At 74.8% G+C, this 16,497-nt stretch carries 17 protein-coding genes and 1 pseudogene; 9 read left to right on the forward strand and 9 right to left on the reverse strand.

Features of this window, described 5'->3' with window-relative positions:
* The first annotated feature begins 82 nt into the window (after nucleotides 1-82).
* The gene (locus ACYVKY_RS18465; RefSeq protein WP_460436452.1) at nucleotides 83-466 is read left to right on the forward strand and encodes a hypothetical protein; all 384 of its coding nucleotides are present in this window, start codon (nucleotides 83-85) and stop codon (nucleotides 464-466) included.
* A 7-nt stretch (nucleotides 467-473) separates the two neighbouring features.
* Here the strand turns inward: ACYVKY_RS18465 and ACYVKY_RS18470 are convergent, their stop codons facing one another.
* Complete coding sequence (locus ACYVKY_RS18470; RefSeq protein WP_460436453.1) at nucleotides 474-1,268, reverse strand: endo alpha-1,4 polygalactosaminidase; 795 nt, start codon at nucleotides 1,266-1,268, stop codon at nucleotides 474-476.
* Between the two features lie 30 nt (nucleotides 1,269-1,298).
* On the opposite strand from ACYVKY_RS18470, the gene ACYVKY_RS18475 reads away from it, so the two are divergent.
* Entirely contained in the window at nucleotides 1,299-2,345 is a 1,047-nt protein-coding gene (locus ACYVKY_RS18475; RefSeq protein WP_460436454.1) for an NAD(P)-dependent alcohol dehydrogenase, read from the forward strand.
* Nucleotides 2,346-2,348: 3 nt separating this feature from the next.
* On the opposite strand, the gene ACYVKY_RS18480 is transcribed toward ACYVKY_RS18475, so the two are convergent.
* Nucleotides 2,349-3,716: a glycoside hydrolase family 1 protein gene (locus ACYVKY_RS18480; protein WP_460436455.1), complete on the reverse strand. Its 1,368-nt coding sequence runs from the start codon at nucleotides 3,714-3,716 to the stop codon at nucleotides 2,349-2,351.
* Nucleotides 3,717-3,760: 44 nt separating this feature from the next.
* Here ACYVKY_RS18480 and ACYVKY_RS18485 point away from each other — a divergent pair, with 44 nt between their 5' ends.
* Nucleotides 3,761-4,363, forward strand: a complete 603-nt coding sequence (locus tag ACYVKY_RS18485; protein ID WP_460436468.1) for a TetR/AcrR family transcriptional regulator — start codon at nucleotides 3,761-3,763, stop codon at nucleotides 4,361-4,363.
* Here the strand turns inward: ACYVKY_RS18485 and ACYVKY_RS18490 are convergent.
* Together ACYVKY_RS18490 and ACYVKY_RS18495 are read right to left on the reverse strand one after the other, a co-directional pair.
* Nucleotides 4,339-5,583, reverse strand: coding sequence for an MFS transporter (locus ACYVKY_RS18490; RefSeq protein WP_460436456.1), 1,245 nt, complete (start codon nucleotides 5,581-5,583; stop codon nucleotides 4,339-4,341). The genes ACYVKY_RS18485 and ACYVKY_RS18490 overlap by 25 nt on opposite strands.
* Nucleotides 5,580-6,923 (reverse strand): FAD-binding oxidoreductase, encoded by a 1,344-nt coding sequence (locus ACYVKY_RS18495; RefSeq protein WP_460436457.1) that lies wholly within the window; start codon nucleotides 6,921-6,923, stop codon nucleotides 5,580-5,582. Before ACYVKY_RS18495 ends, ACYVKY_RS18490 begins: the two co-directional genes overlap by 4 nt.
* Before the next feature lie 243 nt (nucleotides 6,924-7,166).
* Between ACYVKY_RS18495 and ACYVKY_RS18500 the strand changes: the two genes are divergently transcribed.
* Both ACYVKY_RS18500 and ACYVKY_RS18505 read left to right on the forward strand, forming a co-directional pair.
* Complete coding sequence (locus tag ACYVKY_RS18500; RefSeq protein WP_460436458.1) at nucleotides 7,167-8,357, forward strand: amino acid deaminase/aldolase; 1,191 nt, start codon at nucleotides 7,167-7,169, stop codon at nucleotides 8,355-8,357.
* Entirely contained in the window at nucleotides 8,354-8,797 is a 444-nt protein-coding gene (locus tag ACYVKY_RS18505) for a VOC family protein (RefSeq protein ID WP_460436459.1), read from the forward strand. The genes ACYVKY_RS18500 and ACYVKY_RS18505 overlap by 4 nt, the downstream gene beginning before the upstream one ends.
* A gap of 35 nt (nucleotides 8,798-8,832) precedes the next feature.
* Here the strand turns inward: ACYVKY_RS18505 and ACYVKY_RS18510 are convergent, their stop codons facing one another.
* Complete coding sequence (locus ACYVKY_RS18510; protein WP_460436460.1) at nucleotides 8,833-9,579, reverse strand: hypothetical protein; 747 nt, start codon at nucleotides 9,577-9,579, stop codon at nucleotides 8,833-8,835.
* Between the two features lie 60 nt (nucleotides 9,580-9,639).
* On the opposite strand from ACYVKY_RS18510, the gene ACYVKY_RS18515 reads away from it, so the two are divergent.
* Nucleotides 9,640-10,233, forward strand: a complete 594-nt coding sequence (locus ACYVKY_RS18515; RefSeq protein WP_460436461.1) for a TetR/AcrR family transcriptional regulator — start codon at nucleotides 9,640-9,642, stop codon at nucleotides 10,231-10,233.
* A gap of 8 nt (nucleotides 10,234-10,241) precedes the next feature.
* On the opposite strand, the gene ACYVKY_RS18520 is transcribed toward ACYVKY_RS18515, so the two are convergent.
* From ACYVKY_RS18520 to ACYVKY_RS18530, 3 genes are all read right to left on the reverse strand, one after another.
* Nucleotides 10,242-10,568 (reverse strand): putative quinol monooxygenase, encoded by a 327-nt coding sequence (locus ACYVKY_RS18520; RefSeq protein WP_460436462.1) that lies wholly within the window; start codon nucleotides 10,566-10,568, stop codon nucleotides 10,242-10,244.
* A gap of 92 nt (nucleotides 10,569-10,660) precedes the next feature.
* Nucleotides 10,661-11,278: a maltokinase N-terminal cap-like domain-containing protein gene (locus ACYVKY_RS18525; protein WP_460436463.1), complete on the reverse strand. Its 618-nt coding sequence runs from the start codon at nucleotides 11,276-11,278 to the stop codon at nucleotides 10,661-10,663.
* A 10-nt stretch (nucleotides 11,279-11,288) separates the two neighbouring features.
* On the reverse strand, nucleotides 11,289-12,239 hold the full coding sequence (locus ACYVKY_RS18530; protein ID WP_460436464.1) for a helix-turn-helix transcriptional regulator: 951 nt from the start codon (nucleotides 12,237-12,239) through the stop codon (nucleotides 11,289-11,291).
* Nucleotides 12,240-12,346: 107 nt separating this feature from the next.
* On the opposite strand from ACYVKY_RS18530, the gene ACYVKY_RS18535 reads away from it, so the two are divergent.
* The 3 genes from ACYVKY_RS18535 (at nucleotide 12,347) to ACYVKY_RS18545 (ending at nucleotide 15,680) form a co-directional block, all read left to right on the forward strand.
* A complete protein-coding gene (locus ACYVKY_RS18535) occupies nucleotides 12,347-12,754 on the forward strand; it encodes a VOC family protein (protein ID WP_460436465.1) in 408 nt (135 codons plus the stop codon).
* Nucleotides 12,755-12,873: 119 nt separating this feature from the next.
* Nucleotides 12,874-14,283, forward strand: coding sequence for an MFS transporter (locus tag ACYVKY_RS18540; protein WP_460436466.1), 1,410 nt, complete (start codon nucleotides 12,874-12,876; stop codon nucleotides 14,281-14,283).
* 47 nt (nucleotides 14,284-14,330) lie between these two features.
* Nucleotides 14,331-15,680 (forward strand): HNH endonuclease signature motif containing protein, encoded by a 1,350-nt coding sequence (locus ACYVKY_RS18545; RefSeq protein WP_460436467.1) that lies wholly within the window; start codon nucleotides 14,331-14,333, stop codon nucleotides 15,678-15,680.
* A gap of 4 nt (nucleotides 15,681-15,684) precedes the next feature.
* On the opposite strand, the pseudogene ACYVKY_RS18550 reads toward ACYVKY_RS18545, so the two are convergent.
* Nucleotides 15,685-16,497: pseudogene (locus ACYVKY_RS18550) on the reverse strand (hypothetical protein); the annotation flags it as partial.

Here is a 16,497-nt window from a genome sequence, read left to right on the forward strand (position 1 = left end):
CGCACCATCGTGGCAGCGCGAACCGGGACAGGTCCCCGCCTTTCCCCTCAAGCGCACCCGGACGGACGCCGATGGTTCGCACGTGACGACGACGTGCGAGTGCGGCGCCGCCGTGCCCGAGTCGGCCGCGTGGTGCTCGCTGTGCCACCGCCCGGTCACCGACGCGCGGTTCGCGCCGCCGACGGACGCCGAGTCCGTCCTGGCCACCGAGCGGCGCGAGACCACCAGCGTGGCGGAGCAGGCCCGCACCCGGCGGGAGTCGTCGCGCCCGACGAGCCGGTTCGCGAGCACCGACGTCACCTTCGGCCTGCGCGGCCGCATCGTGATGAGCCTGCTCGTGCTGCTGCCGTTCTGGTTCTTCCTCCAGCACTTCGCCACCGGCGGCTGGGTCGGCGTCGTCGTCCTCGCCCTGGTCGGCGTCCCGTGGGCGATGCACGACATCTGGCGCCGCTCCGACCGGCTGTAGCCGGCGGTCAGCAGCCGCGCTCGACGTGCTCGGCGGCGCCGGCCGGCTCCAGGTCGCGGTCGCGCAGGGTCAGGCCGATCCGGTCGCCCCACCGCTCGCACGCCTGCTCGAAGGGCGTCCCCTGCGCGTCGGTGTACTCGACGCCGTAGACGAGCCCGTCGTAGGCGTCGAGGTAGGCCCCGCACTCGTCGTACTGCGCGCACTCCTCGACGAGCGCGAAGTCGAAGCCGGTCTCGCGGAACCGGGCGGTGTGCTCGGCGGCGTTCTTCTGCCCGACCGCCAGCCCGCGGTCGTGCGCCCGCTGCACCAGCAGGCCCGCCAGCGCCGCGTTGTCGTCGAGGTCGAGCATCCCGCGGGAGCGGGTGAACGAGTCGAGGTTGTCGAGGTCGACGGCGTCGAACCCCTTGTCCGCGCACGTCGCGAAGGTGCGGTCGACCAGGTCGGCGATCCGACCGCGCTGCTCCTGCGTGCCGGTGTCGTACAGCACCTCGTCGGGCCAGTCCGGGTCGACCACCCGCTCGTCGCCGTCGTGCAGCAGCAGGGGGTCGAGGGCGTCCAGGTCGGCGCCGGGCTGGGTCTGGAACGCGTTGACGTAGCAGACCGAGTACAGCCCGTCGGCGGGCTCGTCGGTGCTGTCGCGGGCGACCAGGTCGGTGCCGGCGGGCGGGTCGTAGCCGCCGGCGAGCTGGTAGCTCAGCACGCCACGCGCAGGGGGCGCCTGCACGCCGGCGCCGGAGCCCCCGGAGCACGCGGCCAGCAGCGCGAGGGCGGCCGCGGCCGCGACCACCCCTCCGGTTCGCACGAGGTGACGGTAGACCGCGAGGATGGACCCATGACCACCACCGTCACCGCCTGGGCCGCCCCGTCCGCCGGCGCCCCGCTGGAGCGCACGACCATCGAGCGGCGCGACGTCGGCCCGCGCGACGTCGCCCTCGACATCGCCTACGCCGGCATCTGCCACTCCGACATCCACACCGTCCGTGACGAGTGGGGCGCGGCGAACTACCCGCTCGTCCCCGGCCACGAGATCACCGGGACGGTGACCGAGGTCGGCTCCGAGGTCTCCCGCTTCTCGGTCGGCGACCGGGTCGGCGTCGGCGTGCTCGTCGACTCGTGCCGGCAGTGCGACGCCTGCCGCGACGGCGAGGAGAACTACTGCCGCGAGGGCATGACGGGCACCTACAACGAGGTGCTGCCGAGCGGCGAGGTCACCCAGGGCGGCTACAGCACGGGCATCGTCACCGACGAGCACTTCGTGCACCGCATCCCGGACGCGCTCGGGCTCGACGTCGCCGCGCCGCTGCTGTGCGCGGGCATCACCACGTACTCGCCGCTGAAGCACTGGGAGGCGGGTCCCGGCACGCAGGTCGCCGTCATCGGCCTCGGCGGACTCGGCCACCTCGGCGTGAAGTTCGCCGCCGCGATGGGCGCCGAGGTCACCGTGCTCAGCCAGTCGCTGTCGAAGAAGGAGGCCGGCCTCGCGATGGGCGCGTCGGACTACTTCGCGACGAGCGACGACGAGACGTTCGAGCGCAACGCGCGCCGCTTCGACCTGGTGATCAACACCGTGTCGGCGAACCTCGACCTCGACCGCTACCTGCGGATGATGGCGCGCAACGGCACCTTCGTCGAGGTCGGCCTGCCGGAGAACCCGCTGTCGATCGAGGCCGGCAGCCTCACCTACCCGCGGGTGTCGGTGAGCGGCTCGATGATCGGCGGCATCCCCGAGACCCAGGAGATGCTCGACTTCGCCGCCGAGCACGGCATCGCCTCCGACGTCGAGACGATCGGCGCCGAGCAGATCAACGAGGCCTACGAGCGCGTGGTCCGCAGCGACGTCCGCTTCCGCTTCGTCATCGACGTCGCGACCATGCGCTGAGGTTCACCCCTGGGCCCGGATGCAGGCCCGGTACCAGGCGGCGGAGCGCTTCGGCGTCCGCAGCTGGGTGCCGAAGTCGACGTGCACGAGCCCGAACCGCTGGGTGAAGCCCTCCGCCCACTCCCAGTTGTCGAGCAGCGACCAGGTCCAGTAGCCGCGGACGTCGACGCCCTCGGCCACCGCCGCCGCCACGGCGCGCAGGTGGCCGTCCAGGAACTCGACCCGGGCCCGGTCGTCGACGACCCCGTCGGCGCCCGGGCCCGTGCCGTCGCTGCACCCGTTCTCGGTCACGTGGACGGGCGGCAGCCCCGGGTACCGGTCGCGCAGCCCGACGAGCACCTCGCGCAGCCCGTCCGGCACGACCGGCCAGCCGAAGTCGGTCAGCGGGTAGCCCTCGACGTCGAGGACCGAGAACGGCAGCGCCGCGGACGCGTCGGAGTCGAGGCCCGCACCGGCGCCGAACCGCGACTCCTGGCCGCCGACGCCGACGCGTGTGGGGTTGTAGTAGTTGACGCCGTAGAAGTCGAGCGGGGCGCCGACCAGCGCGAGGTCGCCGTCCCGCACCGGCAGCGCCTCGTCCCAGCCGGCCGGGTAGGCACCGGTGAGCAGCGCGTCGGACACCAGCCGGTTGTGCAGCACGTCGTAGAGCTCGGCCGCGGCACGGTCGTCGTCGGTGTCCGCGGCCACCCAGACCGGCGTGTGGTTGTTCGCCGTCCCGACCGACGTGGCGCCTGCCGCCCGCAGCACCTCGACCGCCCGGCCGTGCCCGAGCAGCAGGTGGTGCAGCGCGGGCAGCGCGTCGAGCAGCAGGGTCTCGCCCGGAGCGTGCACCCCGAGCGCGTAGCCCTGGATGGTCTGGATCACGGGCTCGTTCACCGGGCACCAGTGCGCGACCCGGTCGGCCAGCCGCCCGGCCACGGCCTCGGCGTAGCGGGCGAAGGCGTCGGTGGTGGAGCGCTCGAGCCACCCACCCGCCGCCGACAGCGGCTGCGGCAGGTCCCAGTGGTACAGCGTCGCCATCGGCGCGATGCCGCGCTCGAGCAGCAGGTCGACCAACCGGTCGTAGAAGTCGAGCCCGGCGCCGTTCACCGCGCCGGTGCCCTCCGGGACCACCCGCGGCCACGCCACCGAGAACCGGTACCCGCCGACGCCGAGGTCGGCCATCAGCGCCACGTCGTCGTCCACGCGCCGGTAGTGGTCGCAGGCGACCTCGCCGCTCGTCCCGTCGACGACGCGGCCGGGCTGCGCGGCGAACACGTCCCAGGTGCTCGGACGACGCCCGTCCGCGGCGACCGAGCCCTCGACCTGGTAGGCGGCGGTACTCGTCCCGAACACGAAACCGGTTGGCAGCTGGGGGTACTCGTCGGTCACGTCGCTCCTCCCCTGGCGCTGGTACGTTGCGGCCCGTGGGCCGGATGAGTGCGGACGAGCGGCGCGAGCGGCTGCTCGACGCCGCCGTCCGGCTGATGACCCGCGACGGCGTCGCCGCGGCGACGACCCGCGCGGTGGCGGCCGAGGCCGGCATGCGGGTGTCGACGTTCCACTACTGCTTCGCCTCGCGGGACGAGATGATCGCCCTCGTCGTGCAACGGCTCTCGGCGTCCGAGCGGCTGTCGGTCGACGAGGCGCTCGGACCGGGCAAGGACCTGCGCGCGACGATGGCCGACGCCGCCGAGGGGTTCCTGCAGCACCTCGTGGCGCACCCCGGGCACGAGCAGGTGCTGTTCGAGCTGAACCACCTCGCGCTGCGGTCCCCCGGCCTCGAGCACCTGGCCGCCGCCCAGTACGCGATGTACCACGAGGCGGCCGCGTGGGTGCTGCAGCAGGTGGCCGACCTCAGCGGCAGCGCGTGGGCCGTGCCCGTCCCCGACCTGGCGCGTCTCGTCGTGACGGTCACCGACGGCGTGACGACCACCTGGCTCGCCGACCGCGACACCGGCGCCGCGCGCGCGACCCTCACGACGCTGCTCGACCTGCTGCTCACCCACGCGGCTCACGGCACCGACCGCACCCGGTAGACCAGGACGGCCCCGGCCAGCGAGAGCAGCCCGGCCGCGGCGAACAGCGCGGGGTAGCCACCCACCCGGGTCACCAGCAGCGCTGCGAGGAACGCGCCCACCGCCTGCGGCACGACCGACCCGACGTTCATCGTGGCGAGGTCCTTGGCCCGGTCGGACGCGGCAGGCAGCACCGCGGTCACCAGCGCCTGGTCGACGCAGACGAACGCGCCGTAGCCGAGCCCCAGCAGCACCGCCGCGACCAGCGCGACCGACCAGACCGGTGCGACGGCGAGCAGCAGCGCCGCACTGCCCTGCAGCGCCGCCGCGACGGCGACGAACACCCGGCGGCGACCGGTGCGGTCGGAGACCCAGCCACCCACCACGGTCGCCGCGACGGTCGCCACGAGGTACAGCAGGGTGAGCTGCAGCAGCGCACCCTCGGGGTCGGCGACCCGCACGCCGTCGCGCAGGAAGAACAGCAGGTACGTGGTCCCGAGCGCGTTGGCGAGCTGCACGAGCAACCGGCCCGCGAACGCCCAGCCGAAGTCGGGGTGCTCGCGCGGGTCGACCAGCAGGCCGCCGAGCACCGACCGCGGTGCGAGCTGCACCAGCAGCGGCGGCGGCTGCAGCACCGGTTCGGCCTCGCGCGGGCCGAGCACGTACGCGGCCGAGAGCACGAGCAGCAGCCCCGCGACGAGGGCGTAGCGGGCGGGCGCGCCCTCGACGAACCCGACGGCGACGAGCCCGAGCACGATGCCGACCGCCTGCGGCCCGAACATCGCCCCGGACGCCAGGCCGCGCTGCCGCTCGGGGACGTGGTCGGCGACGACGGCGGTCAGCCCGGTGGTCGCCGCGCAGAACCCGAGCGAGGCGACCACCCAGCAGGCGGCGACGCCGGAGACCGTGTCCTGCCGGCCGGTCAGCACCAGGCCGAGGGCCAGCACCAGCAGTCCGCCCGCGACCCAGCTGCGCCGGGGTCCCCAGGGCGAGCGGGTGCGGTCGCACAGCGCTCCCATCACGGGGAGCACCAGCGCCGACAGCAGCCCGACGCCGCCGCTGATGAGGCCGAACGCCTGCTCGCGACCGGCGGGGTCGACCACGGTGAGCTGGTCGGGCAGCAGCAGCTGCACCGGCACCAGCTGCGCGAGCCAGACGCCGAGCCAGACGAGCGCGTACCGGGTCGTCCAGCCGCGGGTCACTGGCGGCGCACCGACCGCCGTGGCCGCCCCGGTGCTCACCCGCTCACCGTGCTCGGCACCCGCCCGAGGACCCGGTCGAGGTGGGTGTTGGCGAGCACGCCCTGCGGGTCGTGCCGCTCGCGGAGCGCGACGACGTCGTCCAGGCGCGGGTGCAGCTCGCGCAGCCGCTCGTGCTCGAGGCCGTGCAGCTTGCCCCAGTGCGGCCGGCCGCCGACCTCGCCCGCGAGCCGTTCCAGCGTCCCGAAGTACGCGGCGCGGTCGGGAGACCCGGGCGCGACGTGGACCGCCACGTACGCGACGTCGCGCCCGTAGGCGGTCGAGAGCGGGACGTCGTCGGCGGCGGCGACGCGCACCTCGACGGGCAGCGCGATCCGCCAGTCGCTGCGGTCGACGGCGTCGGCGAGCGCCCGCAGCAGCGGCACCAGGGCCTCGCGCGGCACCGCGTACTCCATCTCCTCGAACCGCACCGCGCGGCGGGAGGTGAACACCCGGTACGACAGGTCGGTGAACTCGCGCGCGCCGAGCGCGACGGCGGCGAACCGGGTCGACGGGCGGACGAGCGCGGGCACCCGCCGACCGGCGCCGACGAGGGCGGCGAGCGCGACGTTCGACAGCAGCTCGTCGTCCCACCAGTGCCGCAGCGGCGGGAGCGGGTCGAGCCCGGCCTCCAGCGGACGTCGCACGTTGTGCTTGGTCAGCGTCCGCCGGGTGTGGGGGAACCAGTAGAACTCGACGTGATCGGTTGCGGCGCAGTCGTCGTCGAACCGCTCGAGCACCTCGTCGAGCGGGGCGGCACCCTCCCGGGCGTGCAGCGCGAACAGCGGCTCGGTCTGCAGGGTGACCGCGGTGACGACGCCGAGCGCACCCAGCCCGATGCGCGCGAGGTCGTACACCTCGGGGTGCTGCGTCGGCGAGCAGTCGAGCACCTCGCCGTCCGGACGCACGAGCTGCAGCCCGCGCACCTGGGTGGCCAGGCCGCCGAAACGCGCTCCGGTGCCGTGGGTCCCGCTGCCGATGGCCCCGGCGACCGTCTGCTCCTCGATGTCGCCGAGGTTCGTCATCGCCAGCCCGCGGGCGGCCAGACCGCGGTTGAGCGCGTGCAGGCGCATGCCGGCCTGCACGGTCACCAGCCCCGTCGTGGTGTCGACGTCGAGCGGTGCGTCGAGCCGGTCGAGCCGCAGCAGCACGTCGCCGGGCCGGCGTGGTGTCGCGAGGCCGGTGAAGGAGTGCCCGCTGCCCACGGGGCGCACGCCGGTGCCGGAGGCCGCGGCCCGCCGCAGCGTCTCGGAAACCTCGCCGACGTCGCGCGGGGTCACGACCTCGACGTCGTCGACCCGCTCGGTGCGGCTCCAGTTCGTCCATCCCTGCCGAGCGGCCACACCGCCCCCTTCCGTGGTGGCGTCCAGGATGGAGTTGGGCGATCGCCCAAGTCAACGCCGTCTTCCCCTAGGGTGTGTCTCTCGATCCGTGGCCGTCGCGAGCGTCGCCCGGCGGAGTGCATCGCAAGGCCGAGGAGGGAGTGATACCGGTGTTGTATCGCGACCGACGAGAACGCAGCGAGGTGCCCGCCGGGTGTCGCGCAGCAGGCCAGGGATCGGGAGACACGCCCTAGTGTCGGGCGCGTGATCTCCCGCGCGGACCTGGACGCCGCCACCGGACACCTCGACGCGCCTGTGGTGGCGGTCGACCTGGACGCCTTCGACGCGAACGCCGACGCGCTGGTGCGCCGGGCCGCCGGCACCCCGGTGCGGGTGGCGAGCAAGTCGGTGCGGTGCCGGGCGCTGCTCGACCGGGTGCTGGCGCGCCCGGGTTTCGCCGGGGTGCTCGCGTACACCGTGGCCGAGGCGCTGTGGCTCGCGGAGTCGGTGCCCGACGTGGTGGTCGCCTACCCCTCGACCGAGCGGGCGGCGCTGCGGCGGCTGGCGTCCGACCCGGTCGCGGCCTCGCGGGTGACCGTGATGGTCGACGGCCGTGAGCAGCTCGACCTGGTCGATCGGGCGGTCGCCGACGTGCCCGACCGGGCGAGGGTGCGGGTGTGCCTCGACCTGGACGCGTCGCTGCGGCTGCTCGGTGGGCGGGTGCACCTCGGGCCGCGGCGGTCCCCCGTCCACGAGGTCGACGAGGCGGTGGCGCTGGCCAAGGCCGTCGTGGCGCGTCCGGGGTTCGAGCTGGTGGGGCTGATGGCGTACGAGGGGCAGGTGGCCGGGCTGGCCGACCGCCCCGCCGGTGCGCCGCTGCGGGGGCCGGCGGTGCGCGCGGTGAAGGCGCGGTCGGTGACCGAGCTCGCCGGGCGTCGCGCGGCGGTCGTCGCGGCCGTGCGCGAGGTGGCCGACCTGCGGTTCGTCAACGGCGGTGGCACCGGCAGCATCGAGACCACCGTGGCCGAGGACGCCGTCACCGAGGTCGCGGCCGGGTCCGGGCTGTACGCGCCGACGCTGTTCGACCGGTACGACGCGTTCCGCGCGCGTCCGGCGATGTTCCTCGGGCTCGACGTCACCCGCCGTCCGGCGCCGGACGTGGTGACGGTGGCGGGCGGCGGCTGGATCGCGTCCGGGCCGGCTGGGCGCGACCGGCTGCCGACGCCCGTGCTGCCGCCGGGCCTCCGGCTGATCGGCACCGAGGGCGCGGGCGAGGTGCAGACGCCCGTCCGCGGTCGGCCGGCCGCGTCGCTGCGGGTCGGCGACCGGGTCTGGTTCCGGCACGCCAAGGCCGGTGAGGCCTGCGAGCGCGTCGACGAGCTGCACCTGGTGCAGGATCGCCGGTACGTCGGCGCGGTCCCGACGTACCGCGGCGAGGGGAGGACGTTCCTGTGACCCGTCCCGAGATCGGCCTGACCTTCGACTGCGCCGAACCCGCTGTGCTCGCGGCGTTCTGGTGCGTCGCGCTGGGGTACGAACCCGCGCCGCCACCCACCGGGTGGACGACCTGGGAGGACTGGCTGCGCGACATGGGCGTCCCCGAGGACGAGTGGGACAGCGGCGAGTCGATCCAGGACCCCACCGGCAGCGGTCCGGGCATCAGCTTCCTGCGCGTCCCCGAGCCGAAGACGGCGAAGAACCGCATCCACCTCGACGTGAAGGTGTCCGGGGGCCGCACGGTCGACCCCGCCGAGCGGACGCGGCTGATCGAGGCGCACGTCGACCGCCTCGTCGCGGCGGGCGGGACGGTCCTGGCGCGCCACGACGGCCCCGACGGCGACCTCGACCACGTCGTGGTCGCCGACCCCGAGGGCGACGAGCTCTGCGTGGTCTGACCCGCGCCGGACCCGCCGTCCGGACCCGCCGTCCGTCACGACCGGTGCGTCAGGTCGACGCGGTCGGACGCGTCGTCACGACCGGTGGCCGCGGCCGACTCGCGCTGCTCGCGCTGCCGGCGGCGGCGCCGCACCTCGGCCTGGGCCACCACGAACGCGACCGCGACCGGGGTCACGTATCTCGCGTGGTCGCGCACCCACGCCAGCCACGGCGGGAGCGTCCAGTCGGGCAGCGACCAGTCGGGCCAGGGGAGCTGCGGCAGGTCGATCTGCGGCCACGGGATGCTCGGCAGGTCGGGCCAGGGGATGCGCGGCAGGTCCCAGTCGGGCCACGGGATCGCAGGCAGCGCGAACCGCCCGAGCAGCCAGACCACCAGCAGGGGCACGAGCACGCCCACCACCGCCACCGCGGTGCGCCGCGCGGTGTGCAGCCGCGGGTGGGCGTCGATCCACTCGTCGCGCCTGGCCGCCCGCGACCCGGGTTCGGGCAGCAGGTCGACACCTCCCACCCCGATCTCGGCGGACGTCGCGGCGTCCAGCTCACCCGTCCCGTCGTACCAGGTGACCCGCCGGGCCGGCCCGAACGCACCGAACCGCAACCGGACCGCTCCGGCGCCCTGGTCGTCGGGGACGAGCCGGACCGTGTCGTCCCAGGTGCTGCGCTCGAGCACGACCTCGCTTCCACGGTGCCAGGTGATCGTGCGGCCGAGGCCCGTCGGGGTCACCTCGACGACGTGCGAGGTCCCGTCGCGCTCCAGCGTCCACCGCTCCACCTCGGCCATGCCGACCACATTACCCGAGTGGCTGCTCTAGGAATAGGATCGTGGGGAGGAGGTGCCCCGATGGCCCGCACGGTCGACCCCGCCAAGCATGCGATGCGGCGGCTGGTGATCATCGACGCCGCCTTCACCTGCTTCGCCGAGCGCGGGTACGACGGCACCACCACGGCGGCGATCTGCCGAGCGGCCGGGATCGGCTCGGGCACCTTCTTCCACTACTTCCCGACCAAGGCCGCCGTGCTGGTCGGCCTGCTCGAGCTCGGCACCCGCGAGACGCGCGAGTGGTTCGAGGCGCAGCAGGGCCGCGACGACGCCCGCACGGTGGTGCTCGACTGGGTGCGCCGGACGGCGGACGACGTCACCGACCCGCGGATGCCGGGGTTCGTCCGGGCGGTCGGGGCGGTGATGACCGAGCCGGACGTCGCCGAGGCGCTGGCGGACGACGAGCGGGCGCAGTCGCAGGGCCTGCGCCCGTTCGTGCTCGCGGCGCAGCGGGCCGGGCAGGTGCGCACCGACCTGTCGGCGACGGCGCTCACCGCGTGGGTGCTGCTCGTGCTCGACGGCTACCTCGGCCGGCTCGCGTCCGACCCGTCGTTCAGCGCGTCCGGCCAGCGAGGCACGCTCGTGCAGACGGTCGAGCGGCTCCTGGCGGACTGAGCGCCGACTCAGCGCTCGACGCGCATCTCACCGAGCTCGGACCAGCCGTCCTGGTCGACCTCCTGGCTGACGATCCTCGGGGTCGCCGCGAGGTACTGCGGCAGCTCGGCCTGCGCGGCCCGGAAGTGGTCGCTCCCGACGTGGGCCGCGCCGGCGTCGCCGTCGCGGAACGCCTCGACCAGCACGTACTCGGTGGGGTCGTCGAGGCCGCGCGACCAGGTGAACCACAGGCACCCCTCCTCGGCGCGGGTGGCCTCGGTGAACGCGCGCGAGATCTCGGGCCAGGCGTCGGCGTGCTCGGGCAGCACGGGGAACGTGGCGGTGATGAAGATCAACGTCGTCTCCTTCGTCGGGATGGGCCTGCTACCGCAGCGTAGGAACGGCCCGGCCGGGCCGCAGGTCGGACCGGTCGCAGGCCGGACGCGTCTCAGCCCGGGACGTCGACCGCCGCCACGACCGCGGACCCGCCGGTCCAGGTGGCGGTCAGCGTGCGCGTCGCCGGCGGGGCCGTGCCCACTACGCGCGCCACCGAGACGCCGGCCGCGCCGGCCACCACGCGGGTGGAGTCGGGGCCGTCCTCGACGACGACGTCGGTGACGTCTGGGACCGGGGTGCCCGGCGCGCCGCTCCCCCGGGCGGTCGCGCTCGGGTCGCGCGGGACGAGGACGCCGTCGGTCTCGACCTCCTCGACGGCCTGCGCGCCGCCGGTGAGCACCGTGCGCACCAGCTCGCGCACCCAGACCGGGTCGGCGCAGCCGTCGGTCACCCAGCGCGTCCCGAGGACGGAGTGCTCGGTGGTGCCGAGCCGGTGCTCGTCGGGCACGTCCGGGGCGGACGCCCGGTAGGTGAGCGGGACGTGCAGGACGACGTCGCCGGCCCGCAGCAGGAAGGCCTCGAGCCCGACCTCGCCGTCGGGGTCGTCGAACCGGTACGCGCCGAGGGGCTCGACCTCGGCGCCGGCCGGGAACCACGGCCGCGACGGCAGCCAGGCGCGCAGCAGGTCCAGCTTGGACGGGTCGAGGGTCGCGCGGTGGATGAGGGCCACGCGCCGCACCCTACGAGGGCGGCGGTCCGTGGCGCGCGACGAGCGCGGCGCCGATGCGCGCGAGCTCGGCACGCACCTCGGGTGGGTCGAGCACCTCGACGTGCAGCGCCCAGCCGGCGAGCTGTTCGGCCAGGCCGGTCACCGAGTGCGCGCCGACGCTCGCGCGGACGTGCGTGCCGTCGTCCTCGACGTCGTCGAGGTAGGTGCCGAAGTGGGTGCGCAGCACGGGCAGCAGCCGCGAGGGCGCCCGCACCCGCGCGCGGACGGCGGACCGGTGCGCCTCGACCGCGGTGACCGTCGCCGTCCACTCCTCGGCGAGGTCGAGGTCGCGCGGCGGCTCGAAGGTCGCGCCGGTGGCGACGACCTCGCCGATCCGGTCGACGCGGAAGGTCCGGCGGCCGTCCGCCGTGCGCGCCAGCAAGCACCAGGTGCCGTCCTTGTCGACCAGGCCGAGCGGGTCGACCTCGCGGGTCGACGGGGCGCCCTGTCGCGAGCGGTACGCGAGCCGGACGGTGCGGCGGTGGACGACGGCCGCGCGCAGCGCGGCGAGCGGGCCGGGCGCGTCGTCCGGTCGGGCGCCCCAGCGACCCGGGTCGACCAGCACGGCGTCGGCGGACGCCTCGGCGACCTCGCGGAACGTGGCGGGCAGGGCGCGCACGACCTTGCGGACGGCGGACACGGCCTGCGGGTCGGCTCCGGTCGCGCGTCCGACGAGCGCCAGCAGCGCCTCGGCCTCGCCGGCGGTCAGCCCGGTGAGGTCGGTGCGGGCGCCGCCGACGAGCTGCCACCCGCCGCCGCGCCCCGGCTGGGGGTAGACCGGCACGCCGGCCGACGACAGCGCCTCCAGGTCGCGGCGCGCCGTGGCCACCGAGACCTCGAGCTCGGCGGCCACCTCGGCCGCCGTCACGCGTCCGCGGGCCTGCAGCAGCAGGACGGTCGAGACGAGACGGTCGGCGCGCACGTCCCGAGACTGGCAGACAAAGTGCTCAGGACGTGAGCGCTTTGCCTGGTTGCGTGGGTGTCGAGCGCGGACCCCGCCGGGGCCGCACCGACGAGAGGACACCTCCGATGCTGCGTGGACCCGCCACCGTGAACCTGTACGTCGACGACGTCGCCGCCGCCGCCCGTTGGTACGCCGACCTGCTCGGGATCGAGCCGTACTACCGCCGCGACGGCGACGACGGCGTCCCCGCCTACCTCGAGTTCCGGTTCGGCGACCGCGAGACCGAGCTCGGCCTGATCGACCGCCGCTGGTCGCCCTTCCCGGCGGACGCGACGCCCGGCGGCGTCGTCCTGCACTGGGCGGTCGACGACCTGGACGCGGCGATCGCCGCGCTCACGGCTGCGGGCGCGACGCCGCTGCTGCCGCGCACCGAGCACGGCCCCGGCTTCGTCACGGCCTCGTTCGTCGACCCGTTCGGCAACGTCCTCGGCGTGATGCACAACGTGCACTACCTGGAGCACGCCGTCGCTTGACCTGAAGTCGGCTCGAGCTCCTAGCGTGCGGACGACGGGGTGCCGGGGCGGCGCCGATGAGTTCGTCGGCGCCGCCCGGTCCACCTCCTGTCCGACCCGCACGCCCCCGAGGAGCATCGATGAGCGCCACCGGCACCGCCCCGCGAGCCCGGCTCGACCTGCGGCACGGCAGCCAGCGCGTGTTCGCGCACGTCGTGGCCAGCGCGCTCGTCGTGTCGGTCGTGAACTTCACCGTCTGGTTCGCCGTGACGTTCTGGGTGTACCTCGAGACCCGGTCGGTGTTCGCCACCGGCCTGATCGCCGGTGTCTTCCTGGTCGCGACGGCCTCGACCGGCATCTGGTTCGGCAGCGTCGTCGACCACCACCGCAAGCAGTGGGTGCTGCAGCTGTCGGCGGTGGTGTCGGGGGCCTTCTACGCGGTCGCGCTGGCGATCTACCTGGTGGCGCCGCCGGCGACGTTCCGCGACCCCGCCAGCCCGGTGCTGTGGACGTTCGTCGTGGTGCTCATGCTCGGAGTCATCGCCGGCAACCTGCGCTCGATCGCGCTGCCCACGATGGTGACGCTGCTCGTCCCGGAGGCGTTGCGCGACAGGGCGAACGGGCTCGTGGGGACGGCCTCCGGAGTGTCCTTCCTGGTGACGTCGGTGGTGAGCGGCCTGCTGGTCGCGTACGACGGGATGCGGTCGGCGCTGCTGCTCGCGCTCGTCGTGCTGGCGGTGTCGTTCGTGCACGTGTCGCGGCTGGACGTCCCGGAGACGGTTGCCGCGCAGGCGAAGGGTGAGGACGGCCACGGCGTCGACCTGCGCGGGACGCTGCGCATCGTGCGCGGCGTCCCCGGGCTGATGGCGCTGATCGTGTTCTCCTGCTTCAACAACTTCCTGGGCGGGACGTTCATGGCGCTGATGGACGCCTACGGCCTGTCGCTGGTGTCGGTGCAGGCGTGGGGGCTGCTGTGGGGCGTGCTGTCGGCCGGCGTGATCGTCGGCGGGCTGCTGGTGGCGCGCACCGGCGTCGGGTCGAACCCCGTGCGGACGCTGCTGCTGGTGAACCTGCTGCTCTGGACGGTGAGCGTGGTCTTCCCGCTGCGCTCGTCGATCGTGCTACTGGCGGTCTGCATGCTGGTGTTCATGTTCGTGATGCCGTACGCCGAGGCCGCCGAGCAGACCGTGCTGCAGCGGGTCGTCCCGTTCGAGCGGCAGGGCAGGGTGTTCGGGTTCGCCCAGAGCGTCGAGCAGGCCGCGTCGCCGCTGACGGCGTTCCTGATCGCGCCGGTCACCCAGTTCGCCGTCATCCCGTTCATGACCGACGGCGCGGGGGCGCGGCTCATCGGCGGCTGGTTCGGGACCGGCGCCGACCGCGGCATCGCACTGGTCTTCGTCCTGGCCGGCCTGGTCGGTCTGGCCGTGACCGTGGCCGCGCTGTGCAGCCGGCCGTACCGGCGGCTGTCGGACGCCTACTCCGGCGGCACCCAGGCCACCCGCGACGCGGGCGGGTCCGACGAGGACCGGGTGGTCTGCGCAACTGCATGATCCGCTGCAGCAGAACGACTGTCAGTGGTGCCACCTACAGTTGAGGCATGTCGGTGGGGGCTGCGGGTGGGCAGGTCGAGAGTGCGGTGCACGTCGGGCTGACCCTCGTCCGCCACGGTCTCGACGACCTGCTCGGTGCACCGTTGTGGTCGCTGTCGGATGCCGAGGTGCGCGAGCGGATCGTGGCGATCACGGTGCAGGAGGCGCGGCTGTCGGCGGCCAAGGCGGCGCTGCTGCGGGAGTCAGTGACCAGGGAGGCACCGGACGCCCGCGGCCGTCGTGGTGCCGTCACGAAGGCGGTACTGACCGACCGGTGCCGGGTCTCGGGTGGACGGGCGAAGGCCGACCTGGAGAACGCGGCGGTGACGTGTCCGGAGACCGGTGACCTGCGCGGGCTCGGCGCCGCGTGGACGGCCGGGCAGGTGACCCGTGAGCACGTCACCGTGGCGCGGGCGTGCCTGCAGCGGCTGCCGCGTCAGCTGGTGCGGGAGCGGCGGGACGAGCTCGACGCCGAGCTGACCACGCGGGCGACCGAGTGGGACCCCAAGTCCGCCGAGAAGCTGGCGCAGCACCTTCTCGACACGTTGCTGCCCGACGGTGCCGACCGGTACGACGAGTTCGCCCACGAACGCCGCCACGTCGCCGTCACCACGGACACCACCGGGATGGTGCTGGTCTGCGGCCAGCTCGACCCCGCCGCCGGGCTGGCGTTCACCGCGACCCTGGACGCGATCGCCGAGCAGGACCGCCACGACCTGCGCACCGGCGGCGACCCCGACGTGCGCACCCGCGGGCAGCGCCGCGCCGACGCCCTGGTCACCATGGCAGAGCTCGCCGCCACGGCCGTGCCCGGAGCCGACCAGATCAGAGCCGCGGTGCCGCGGGTCGTGGTGCACGTCGACGCCGACCAGCAGAGCGCCACCACCACGACCGGGCAAGAGGTCTCGCCCGGCACGCTGGCGCGGCTGGTCTGCGACGCCATCCTGGAGAAGGTGATGCTGTCGTGCGGGCGGGTGGTGTCGATGAGCACGCTCGGCCGGCTCGCCACCCCGGGCCAGCGCGCTGCGCTGGCCGCTCGGGACGGCGGGTGCGTGTGGCCAGGCTGCACCGCACCCCCAGCGCTGTGCGAGGCCCACCACGTCATCTGGTGGTCACGCGGCGGCCCCACCACGATCGACAACCTGGCGCTGCTCTGCACCCGGCACCACACCCAGATCCACGCCCAACCCGAGCACGGCTGGCAGCTGCTGGTCCGCGACGGCCGACCCGTGCTCCGACCACCACGCCATTACGGCCACCCACCAGGGGCGCTGCTGCGCAACACCTTCCACGACGACGTCCGCGCCGCCCGCGCCACCGGACGACGCTGGCGCGCGCCCGACCCCGACCCGCCGTGATCGGTCAGGCGCGGAGCTCGAGCACCGGTCCGCCGGTGACCCGGCTGGTCGAGGGGACGAGGCCGAGGGAGTAGCCGGCGACGGTGAGGCGACCGCCGGCCGAGGGGAGGGTGCCGGCGGCGAGGGAGTCGGCGACGGCCCGACGCAGGTCCTCGAACAGCTGCGCCGGGGCGACCCCGTTCGCGCCGAGCTGCACCTCGGTGCCGCCGAGCGCGGCCAGGCCCTGGGTGAACCCGATCGACGGGCCACCCTGGCCCGCCTCCCACATCGCGTGCACGCGCGCGAAGACGAGCTCGGGACGGGTGTGCACGTCGCCCTGGAACATCACGTCGGTCGTGAGCAGCCGCTGCTGCGGCAGCCAGACGGCCTTGGCGTCGTCGCGGTCGAGCAGCCGGGCGACGACGTTCGCGAAGACCGTGAGCGAGGACCGCCAGTCGGCGCCGACGGGGACGGTCACGCTCACGTGCGCCCGGTGGGCGGCGACGGCCGGCTCCAGCGTCTGCCGCAGCGGGCTGACGCCGAGGTCGGGGCCGAGCGCGTCGGCCGGGACGGGCGAGGTGTGCACCCCGAGGTCCACGTCGACGCCGTTCACCGGCAGCACCAGCTGCGGCACCGGCGGGACGTTCGCCATCCGCCCGGCCGTCGCGGGGTCGAGTGGGGCGAGCACCTCCCCCGTCGACGACGGGACGCTCCCGAGCAGGATGCGCGCCACCACCGTCGGCCCGCTCGGCCGCTGCTGCGGCGGCTGGGGTGCGGGCTGCGGCTGGGGCTGGGCGACCGGCTGCGGTGCCGGCTGGGCGGCCGGCTGCGGTGCCGG

The sequence above is a fragment of the Angustibacter speluncae genome (assembly GCF_054777815.1).